Source organism: Streptomyces sp. XY431 (assembly GCF_001279805.1).
Taxonomy (GTDB): Bacteria; Actinomycetota; Actinomycetes; order Streptomycetales; family Streptomycetaceae; genus Kitasatospora; species Kitasatospora purpeofusca.
This window is the reverse complement of record NZ_LGDO01000143.1, coordinates 1-10203: the sequence shown is the minus strand read 5'-3', so window position 1 is coordinate 10203 and position 10203 is coordinate 1. Positions and strand designations below refer to the sequence as shown.

Annotated in this window: 6 protein-coding genes; 4 read left to right on the top strand and 2 right to left on the bottom strand. The window is 74.1% G+C overall.

Annotation, left to right across the window (positions count from 1 at the left end; genetic code table 11):
- The coding region (locus tag ADK60_RS43445) for a hypothetical protein (protein WP_199839688.1) at positions 1-839 on the bottom strand (839 nt) is incomplete at its 3' end.
- A gap of 1550 nt (positions 840-2389) precedes the next feature.
- On the opposite strand from ADK60_RS43445, the gene ADK60_RS17360 reads away from it, so the two are divergent.
- The 4 genes from ADK60_RS17360 to ADK60_RS17345 all read left to right on the top strand — a co-directional run bounded on the left by ADK60_RS17360 (position 2390) and on the right by ADK60_RS17345 (position 7557).
- On the top strand, positions 2390-3433 hold the full coding sequence (locus ADK60_RS17360) for a substrate-binding domain-containing protein (RefSeq protein WP_107094643.1): 1044 nt from the start codon (positions 2390-2392) through the stop codon (positions 3431-3433).
- 160 nt (positions 3434-3593) lie between these two features.
- A complete protein-coding gene (locus tag ADK60_RS17355) occupies positions 3594-5189 on the top strand; it encodes a sugar ABC transporter ATP-binding protein (RefSeq protein WP_079008449.1) in 1596 nt (531 codons plus the stop codon).
- Positions 5186-6226, top strand: coding sequence for an ABC transporter permease (locus ADK60_RS17350; protein WP_045944919.1), 1041 nt, complete (start codon positions 5186-5188; stop codon positions 6224-6226). Before ADK60_RS17355 ends, ADK60_RS17350 begins: the two co-directional genes overlap by 4 nt.
- Before the next feature lie 248 nt (positions 6227-6474).
- Positions 6475-7557 (top strand): LacI family DNA-binding transcriptional regulator, encoded by a 1083-nt coding sequence (locus ADK60_RS17345; RefSeq protein WP_053647051.1) that lies wholly within the window; start codon positions 6475-6477, stop codon positions 7555-7557.
- Positions 7558-7623: 66 nt separating this feature from the next.
- Here ADK60_RS17345 and ADK60_RS17340 read toward each other — a convergent pair whose 3' ends face one another.
- Positions 7624-10110, bottom strand: coding sequence for an RICIN domain-containing protein (locus ADK60_RS17340; protein WP_053647049.1), 2487 nt, complete (start codon positions 10108-10110; stop codon positions 7624-7626).
- Positions 10111-10203: the final 93 nt, after the last annotated feature.

Sequence of the window (10203 nt, the reverse complement as noted above, 5' to 3'; positions counted from 1 at the left end):
GTGCGGGACGGGGTGGTGGAGGGCGTCGGCGACATCGAGGGCGTGACGGTGGGCGTCGCGGTGACCGTCGGCGTGGGCGTCGGCGTGGCCGTCGCCGGACGCGACGGAGTGGCCGTGGCGGTGGCGGTGGGCGTAGCCGTGGACTTGGGCGGGGCCGTCCGCGACGGAGCCGCGGTGGGGACCGGGGCCGGCGGGGCCGGCTCCTTGATCCGGAACCCGGCGCAGCCCACCGCGCACGCGCAGCCGTAGCTGCCCTGGTCCACCGGCTGTCCGGTCCTGGGGTCGAGCCGCGCGGCGAAGGTCACCGGCGCGACACCGGCCTTGCCGCGCGGGGCCTTCGCCGAGAACGAGGCACGGACCTTGAGCACGAGGCTGCGCCCCTTCCGCACCGCAAGCAGCGCGTCGTCGGAGACGCCGTCGCCGCCCCCGGCCCCGAGCACCATCAGGACGCTGCCGTCCGCCCCCTCACCGCCCGGGGCGAGGGAGCCGGGGAGCCAGGCGGAACCGCCGGGAAGCCGGTACTCGACCGTGAGGTCGGCGGCGCGGAGGTCACCGGCCTGGTTCTTGAACTTCAGCAGCGCGAAGGCCACGAAGTCCTGGTCGGTCGGGTTGCTGACGGTCACGGTGAACTCCTTGGCCGCGCCGCCCGCCTCGAACTCCCGCGGGACCCCGGTCACCGTCGGCTCCAGGCCCCGCTGCAGCGGGACGTCCAGGTGCAGCGCCGGGGTCGAGGGTCCGGCCGAAGCGGCATCGGCGGTGGCGCCTGCCACACCGACCGGGACGGCCGACAGGACGAGTGCGGTGGCACCCGCGAGGATCAGACTGCGGGGGGTGGACAACGTGGTCACCTTCCGGCGAGGAGGAGTTCCGACACCCGTCTCGGTGTCTGCCGGTGAGAGCCGCCGCGTCCCCGCCCGTCCCGCGGCGATGCGAATTCGTTACTGGAACGCGGCGGGCCCGCGCCGTGCGGCGGCCCGGCCGTGCGGCACTACGGCTGCCGCGGCGGAGCCGGAACCTCGGACGGGGGCTCCGAGCCGGGCAGGCCGGACCCGGGGGTGCTCGGCACCGGCACGGTGGGCCGGTTCGTGCCCCCGGTGCTCGGGGCGGGCGAGGTCGCCGCCTCCGTCGGACGCGCGGTCGGGCTGTCCGACGCGGTGTCGAGCGGTCCGCCCGCCGGGGGCGCGGAGGAGGGCCGGGCCGGTGCGGACGGCGGCCGGGCCGATCCGTCGGTGGCCGTGGCCGGCGGTGGCGTGGCAGGCCCGGGCACCCGGTCGGGCGTGGGTCGGAGGCCGTCGGAGTGCTCGGACGAGGAGCGTCCGCCCGGCAGCGGCACGCCGGGGGCGGCGGGAGCGGTGGGGGCGGGCACCCCGGGCACGGGCGGGGAGGACCTGGCCCCGCTCGGCTTCACCGGATCCGGGGTGCCCGGGGCGGGGGGGGTGCTCCCCCCCCTCTCCGCAACTCCCGTCCGCGGTGGTGCCGTCGTGGCCCCGGCAGGCGGACGGGGCACGGCGGCACCGGACGCACCGGAAGGACTCCCGACCGTCGGCACGGCCGCCCCGGCCGCCGGGGCCGAGGCCCCCGGCCGGGGGGTCCGGCCGGGGGTGCCTTCGTACTGGACTGCAGCGGCCGTGCCGCCCGCCAGGGCGGCGGCCGAGACCGCCAGCGTCCACCACAGCGCGGTCCGGGAGGAGGTACGCCCGCCCATCTCCCTCTGCTCCGGCTCCTCCTGATGGTCCGTCGGGAACGGCTGTACGGCGCGGACGAGGGCCGTGGGGCGGCGGACGACGATGGTGGGCCCGGTGTCCCCCGGCGCCGGACCGGACCACTCCGTTCCGTCCGACGGCCCGTTCTCCGCGTCGGCGGCCGGGGTGGAGTGGCCACACCGGGGCTGTTCGCCGCGGGGCACGAAGGCGCTCCAGGACGATGCGGGGTCTCTCACTGTTCTCCTCGGGCTCCGGGGCGGGCTCTCCGTGCGGCCTGCCGCCGGTCCGCGCGCAGGTCTCCGAGGTACGAGTCGCGCACCCCCGGACCGTCCCGCGGGTTTACCGAAGCGTTACAAGCCGGCCCACGGCCGGCCCCGCCCCCGCCGACTCCGGTGCAGCCCCGGCACTGCAGCGGGGTCGGTCGAGTGCCGCACGTCACAAGGTGGTCTCGACACCGACGTGCTCTTGACGTGACTTCCGAAACAGAGGTGTCATATCCCCACTACGTTCAAGTCTGTTGGTTTCTGACGCATTGTGTTTGCTTTGCTGTTCACCGACAAACGTAGTTCCCGACCAGCCACATTTCCTCCAGATCGTGGCCCGCCACCATCTCGGGCCCCACGTACCTGCGCCCCACCGCACCCGGCACCCTGCCGTCAACGGGTGCGGTCCCGAAGGAGCTCCCCATGTTCCGTACCACCAGCCGTACCGTCGCCGCAGCGGGACTGCTGCTCAGCCTCGGCCTGACGACCGCCTGTTCGACCGGCAAGGAAGCCGCCTCCGGCGGGGACGCCGCGGTCGCCAAGGTCGACGGGAAGATCTCGATCACCTACCTGCAGAAGCAGGGTGACCAGGAGTACTTCGTCGGCGAGGCCGCCGGCGCCAAGGCGAAGGCGGCCGAGCTGGGCGTCGACCTCAAGGTGGTGAACCTGGGCAACGACGCCAACAAGACGATCAGCGAGGTCCAGGCGGCCGTCGCGCAGAAGACCAACGGCGTGATCATCGTGGTGCCGGACCCGGCGGTCGGCCCGCAGGTGGTCCAGGCCGCGAAGGACGCCAAGCTGGCGCTCCTGACCTCGGACGACCAGATCTGCACCAACGGCCCCGACCCGTCGGTGTGCGCCAAGGAGAACCTGGTCCCGCGGATCGGCTTCTCGGGTTCCCAGATGGGTGGTGAGGTCGGCAAGCGCGCGGCCGAGGAGTACAAGAAGGCCGGCTGGAACCCGGCCGAGACCCGCACCATCTCCGCGTGGAAGCAGGACGTCACGGTCTGCGGCGACCGGGTGAAGGGCGCCAAGGAGGCATTCGGCGCCGCCGCGCCCGGCGTCCAGAACATCGACGTGGCCACCGACAACACGCCGACCGGGGCCCAGGACAAGATCGCCGCGACGGTCACCGCCAACCCCGGGGTGAAGAACTGGGTCGTCTGGGGCTGCAACGACGAGAACGTGCAGGGCGGCGTCACCGCGCTGGAGAACGCCGGCATCGGGGCGGACCGGGTGATCGGCGTCGGCATCGGCGCCTACCTCGCCTGCAAGAACTGGGGCTCCGGCAAGCCGTCCGGCATGAAGGCCGCGCTGTTCATCAACGGCAAGGACGTCGGCGCCCTGGCCGTCCAGACCATGTACGACAAGCTCAAGGACGGCAAGGAGTTCCCGAAGGAGGCGTTCGCGCCCACCACCATGGTCGACGCGGCCACCTGGAAGTCCGCCGGCGTCACCTGCGGCTGACACCTGTCCCCGGACCGGTCGTCGTACCCACGCCGCGCCGACCCGGCCCGCCTCCGGCCCCCTCAGCTGCCCTGACCAGGGGCCGGAGGCGATCGGCCGCAACTCCCCGCGGCCCCGACCGGCTCCACCCACTCCCCGACAGACCTCCCGAGGACCTTCCATGAGCAAAGCCCACGACCCGACGCCCGGCCCGCGCCCACCGACCGACCCGCGCCCACCGACCGGCCCGGGCGCGACAGGATTCGCCGGCGTGCACCAGGTGACCAAGCGGTTCGGCACGGTGCAGGCACTCGGCGGAGTCACCCTCGACTTCCCGGCCGGTCAGGTCACCGCCCTCATGGGGGAGAACGGCGCCGGCAAGTCCACCCTGCTCAAGATCCTCACCGGCGACCACCAGCCGACCGAGGGCCACGTCGTCCTCGACGGCCGCCGCGTCGACCTCGCCTCCCCCGCCCAGGCCCGCGCCGCCGGGATCCGGATCATCCCGCAGGAACCGGAGATCATCCCGCACGTCTCGGTCGCCGAGAACGTCTACGCCGGCGCCCTCCCCCGCGCCGCGGGCCGTCGCCTGGACCACGCCGAACTGCGCCGCCGCATCACCGGCGACCTGCAGCGCCTGGGCTTCGACAAGGTCCTCGACCCCGATCTGCTCGGCTCGCAACTGACACCCGCACAGCGGCAGTTGGTCGAGATCCTGCGCGCGCTCACCGGCGAGGCCAAGGTCATCGCCTTCGACGAGCCGACCTCCTCGCTCTCCGAGCACGAGGTCGACGCCCTGTTCGCCCTCATCCGCCGCCTGCGCGACCAGGGCGTCGCCGTCGTCTACGTCTCGCACCGGATGCAGGAGATCTTCCAACTCGCCGACCGCATCGCCGTCCTGCGCGACGGCGCCCTCGCCGGCGTGCAGGACGCCGCGACCACCACCGAGGGCGACCTCGTGCGCCTCATGGTCGGCCGCGACCTGTCCGCCATGTTCTCCCGCACCCGCGTCGCCACCGACCGCCTCGTCCTCGACGTCCGCAACGTCACCACCGACGACGTCCACGACATCAGCCTGCGGATCCACGCCGGCGAGGTCGTCGGCCTCGCCGGACTCATCGGCGCCGGACGCTCCGAACTCGCCCTCGCCCTGGCCGGCGACCGGCCGATCCGCTCCGGCACCGTCACCCTGGACGGCCTGCCCCTGCGTTCCGGGAGCCCCGGCGCGGCCATCCGCGCCGGCCTCGGCCTCGCCCCCGAGGAACGCAAGGCCCAGGCCCTGTTCCTGCACCGCTCGATCCGCGACAACACCTCCACCGTCGTCCTGGAGCGGCTGCGCCGCTTCCGCTTCGTCAGGCGCGCCGCCGAGCGCGAACTCGCCCAGGAGTACACGGACCGGCTGCGGGTCCGCACGCCCTCCATCGAGCACGAGGTCCGCAAGCTGTCCGGCGGCAACCAGCAGAAGGTCGTGCTCGCCCGCTGGCTCGCCCGCAGGCCCAAGGTCCTCATCCTGGACGAGCCCACCCGCGGCATCGACATCGGCGCCAAGGCCGAGATCTACCGGATCATCGCCGACCTCGCCGCCGACGGCGTCGCCGTCCTCGTCATCTCCTCCGAACTCCCCGAGATCCTCGGCCTCGCCGACCGCGTCCTCGTCATGCAGAACGGCCGCGTCACCGGCGAACTGGACCGCGCCGACGCCACCGAGGAGGCCATCCTCAGCCTCGCCATGGCCGACGACATCGCCACCGTCCCCACTCCTGGAGCATCCGCATGAGCACCACCACCGGCACCCCGCCCACGACCGAGGCCGGCGGGAACCTGCCGCACCCCTCCGGCGGCGCGACCAGGATCCTCGCCTCCGTCGGCGCCCAGAACCTCAGCCTCATCGGCGCCCTCGTCGTCGTGCTCGCCCTGTTCGGCACCCTCAACGACAACTTCCTCAGCCTGGGCAACATGCAGGTCATCGCCGAGGCCGCCACCATCACCGGACTGCTCGCCGTCGTCCAGACCGTGGTCATCATCATCGGCGGCCTCGACATCTCCGTCGGCTCCCAGGCCGGCGTCGCCTCCGTGGTCAGCGCGATGGCCTTCACCTCCACCGGGTCCAACCCCTATCTCGGCATCGCCGCCGCCCTGGCCGTCGGCGTCCTCGTCGGCATCGTCAACGGCCTGGTCATCGTCTACGGCCGGGTCAACCCCACCATCGCCACCCTCGCCGGACTCGCCGCCTACAAGGGACTCGCCCAACTCCTGTCCGACGGGCGCGCCCAGGGCTACGTCCTCAACGACGACGTCTTCGTCTTCCTCGGCCGCGGCAAGATCGCCGGACTGCCCGTCATGGTGTGGATCCTCGTCCTGGTCGCCCTCGGCGTCCACGTCCTCCTCAAGTACACCGACATCGGCCGCAACATCTACGCCATCGGCGGCAACGACACCGCCGCCCGCCTCGCCGGCATCAGCATCAACAAGTACCTGATCGCCGTCTACGGCCTGATCGGCGTCGTCGCCGCCGTGGCCGGCGTCCTGCTCACCGCCCGCACCGGAAGCGGCCAGCCCGTCTCCGGCAGCGAGGGCCTCGAACTCAAGGCCATCACCGCCGCCGCCCTCGGCGGCTGCGCGCTCAAGGGCGGCAAGGGCGGCATCGGCGGCACCCTGCTCGCCGTCGCGCTCCTCGGCTGCCTGGAGAACGGCCTCACCGTCCAGGGCGTCAACTCCTTCTGGCAGAACGTCGCCCAGGGCTCCCTGCTGGTCATCGCCGTCGTCATCCAGCAGCGCCGCAGCGGCGAACGGCCCATCGGCCTCCCCGCCTGACCGACCCGACGACCTGACGACCCGACGGCCTGACCGACGCTCCACTCCCGCCCTGCCCCGGCACCCCGTCCGGCGCGGCGTCCCGCTCCTCCCCGGGACGCCGCGCCTGACGGGGCGCGGGCGGGCGGCCACGTGTCCCCGGTCCGCCCCTCCCGGGCCCGTCTCCCCGGTCCCTTCCCCCCGGCCAGGTCCGCCCGCTGATCACGGCCGCTACGATGTCGGCGCAGACATCAGGGGAAGGGGCCGGTATGAACAGCGCGGCGAAGCCCGGCACTGCCGCGCGTTCCGCCCGGCGCCCGGCGTCCCAGGCCGACGTGGCGGCCCTCGCGGGAGTCTCCTCGCAGACGGTCTCCCGGGTCGCCAACGACCGGCCCAACGTCGAGCCCGAGACCCGCGAGCGAGTGCTGTCCGCCATGCGGATGCTCGGCTACCAGCGCAACAGCGCGGCCCGGGCCCTCACCCTCGGGCGCTTCCACGCCCTCGGGGTGGTGACCTTCGACGTCACCGCGCAGGGCAACGCCCGGACCCTCGCCGCCATCTCCCGGGCCGCCCAGGCCGCGGGCTACTCGGTCCACGTGGTCTGCATCGAGGACGAGACCGAGGAGGCCGTCCAGCGCGCCGTCCGGCTGCTCACCGACCAGGCCGTCGACGGTCTCGCCGTCATCGAGGCCCAGATCCTCGACCGGCCCGGCTTCGACATCACCTCCGGCGTGCCGGTCGTCGTCGCGGACGGCGATCCCGACCGGCGCTACACCTCCGTCGACACCGACCAGGCGGCGGGCGTCACGGCCGCTGTCCAACACCTGCTCGGCCTCGGGCACCGGACGGTCCGGCACATCGGCGGCCCGCAGAACTCCTATGCCGCCCGCCGAAGGGCCGCCGCCTGGCACGGCGCCCTCAAGGCGGCCGGAGCCCCCGTGCCGCCGATCGACTTCGGCGACTGGACCGCCGCGTCCGGCTACGCGATCGGCCGGCGGCTCGCCGCACAGCCGGACGTCACCGCCGTCCTCGCCGCCAACGACCAGCTGGCGCTCGGCCTGCTGCGCGCCCTGCACGAGGCCGGGCGCCGGGTGCCGGAGGACGTCAGCGTGGTCGGCTTCGACGACATCCCCGAAGCGGCCTTCTTCGTGCCCCCGCTGACCACCGTGCGGCAGGACTTCGAGGAGGTCGGGCGCCAGTGCGTGGCCCGGTTGCTCGACCGGATCGATCCGCCGGCGAGCGAGGACGCCCCCGTCACGGCGGTGGTGGTCCGGCCCGAACTGATCGTCCGGGCCAGCACGGCCGCACCGCCGCGCACCGGTCGCGCGGGACGTTCGGGACGCACCTCCTGACCGGACACGACGGACGCGCGTGCCCCCGCCGTAGGCCGGAAGGGGACACGCGCCGCCACCGGCGGGTCAGCCGATCCTGAACCGCTGCCCGGCGCCCGCTCCACAGGGCTCCTGCACCAGCGCCGCCCCGGGCTCCACGGCGTTCGCCGCGACGGCCAGGCACTTGCCGCTGTGCCGCGCCACCAGGGCCGACCAGCCGCCGCCGGTGGGACGGACCGACCACTCCTGGTTCCGCGCCCCGCTGCACCCGTACTGCACCACCGGGGCACCGTCCGCCGTGGACTCGCCCGCCACGTCCAGGCACAACCCGCTGGAGCGCACCACCACGGACACCTGACCGGGGCCGCCCGCCCGCAGCGACCACTGCTGGGCCGCGGATCCGGTGCAGTCGGACTGGGCGACGGCGGTACCGGCGGCGTCCGCGCCCCCAGCGGCCGCGCCCCCAGCGGCCGTGCCCCCGACGGCCTCCACGCACAGCCCGCTGCGCCGGACCGTCACCGGCTGCCACACGTCCGTGCCCGCGCCGCGCACCGACCACGACTGGTTGCTCCCGGCGGTGGCGGGCCAGACGCCCACCGGTGCCCCGTCCCACCGGGCCGCCTCGCCGACGTCCAGCAGGAGCCCGCCGGCCTTGTTCACGAAGGTGCCGCGCCCGTCGCCGGTGGTGGAGCGCATCCACAGCTGCTTCGCCGCGTTGCCGGGATCGGCGAAGCCGAGGGCGCCCTCGGTCACGGCCAGCGCCTTGCCCGTGGCGGCGTTGCTGATCCGGTAGGTCGCCGTGCTGTCCCAGCCGCCGCCGACCCGGGTGACGTTCCACCGCTGCCCCGGGTCGGCCGGGTCGGGAGTGCGCTGGACGGGCCCGCCCTGGGCGGAGGGTCCGGCCGCGAGGGCCAGGCCGCTGTTCTCGTTCAGCAGTTGGCGGGCGTCACCGGCCGGTGTGACCGCCGTCGAGGCGTTCACACCGACCGTGCCCGGCAGGACGAAGGTGGTGACCGAGCCGGGCCCGACCGTCGTGGTCACCGTGGCGGCGGCCGTCACGGTCAGGTCCGCCTCGCGCCGCACGTCCTTGGTGGCGTCGGTGGTGTAGCGCTGGACGGCCGTGCCGGTGCCCGGCTTCTGGTAGCCGGCCAGGTCGAGGGTGAGGTTCTGGGCCGCGCCGGTGTCGTTGGTGTGGACGACCACCGTGCCCGCGCCGCCCGGCCGCAGGGCCGCGAGGGTGGTGGCGTCGTCGGTGGCGATGACCCGGGCGCCGGGCCGGACGAACCTGGTGTAGTTCGCCATCGCCCAGTACTTCTTGTTCTTGCGGACGGGTTCGGCGCCCGGGTCGTCGGGTGTCAGATCTACCTGGATGAGGCCCCAGTTGGAGTTCTCGTGGGCGGGCGTCATGTTCTCGTAGTCCTCGACGGCCTGCCAGAGCACCCAGGCCCGGGGTTCGAGCTCCTTGAGGTCGCCCGTGATGCGGTCGGCGAGGTCGAGGGCGGGGTCCATGTCGGTGAAGTCCTGCGGTCCGCCGCCGCCGAGGTCGACCTCGGACATCCACAGCGGCTTGCCCGAGCCCTTGGCGATGTCCCGGGCGCCGGCACGGTCGCGCGGGTCGTAGGTGTGGACGTTGAGCTTGCCGATCGCCGAGCGGGTCGCGGCCGGGTAGGAGTTCCAGTCGTCCCGGAACATGACCGGGTCGGTCTCGTCCATCGCCGCCACCGGTGTGGCCAGGCCCTCCGCGTCCAGCGCGCCGCGCAGGCTCCCGATCATGCGCGCCTGGGAGGCGTGCTCCCAGTGCGAGCCCTCCTGGGGACCGCCGGCGCGCCAGTACCCCGTACCGGGCTCGTTGACCGGCGACAGGGAGCCGAAGGTGACGCCGGTGGAGTCCTGCACCCGCTTGACGGCCCCGGCCAGGTAGGCGGCGAACCTGCCGTACTGGTCGGGGCGGAGGTTGTCCTGCCGGCTGTCGACCGCGCCGGAGACCAGGCCGCTGTTGGTCATGAAGTACGGGGCGGAGTTGGAGTACGCCTCGAAGGTGTCCGCACCGCGGCTCTTCGCGGCGGTGAGCCACCAGCGCTGGTTGGCGTCGGCGGCGGCGTTCCAGTGATCGGGGTTCCCCGGGTCCCACCAGTCCGCCGACCCGGCTCCGCCGTCCGGGCCGCCCGCCTGCGGACCGTGCTCCGCGGGACGGTTCCAGTAGCCGGGAACGGCCGCTCCGGGCCGCATGTACGGCACGGTTTCGGGGCTGTCGCCGCCGCCGATGTTGTAGCGGGCGACGGTGAGGCCGAGGCCCTCGGCGCCGAAGAGCTCGTCGGCCAGCCGGTTGCGCAGGTTCTCGGGCCAGCCTCCGGTGACGTTGGCGAACCAGCCCAGCGAGGTGCCCCAACCCTGGAAGGGCTGTTGCTGGTAGGAGGGGTCGAGCCGGACGGTGAGGTGGGCGGACGGGGCCGGTTCGGCGGCCGCGGCCGACTGCGGCGGCGCGAGCAGGCCGGCACCGGCCGCCGCGACCGCGACGGCTGCCGTGAGGCAGCTGCGGGCCGTGCGGTGCCGGGTCTTCGTTCGGGGAGCCATGGGTCCTCCGGGGACGGGAGCAGGCAGGCGAACGGCACGCCCCTCGGGTGGGGGGAGGGGCGTGCCGGTGGGGAGGCGTGAACGACGGTGGGG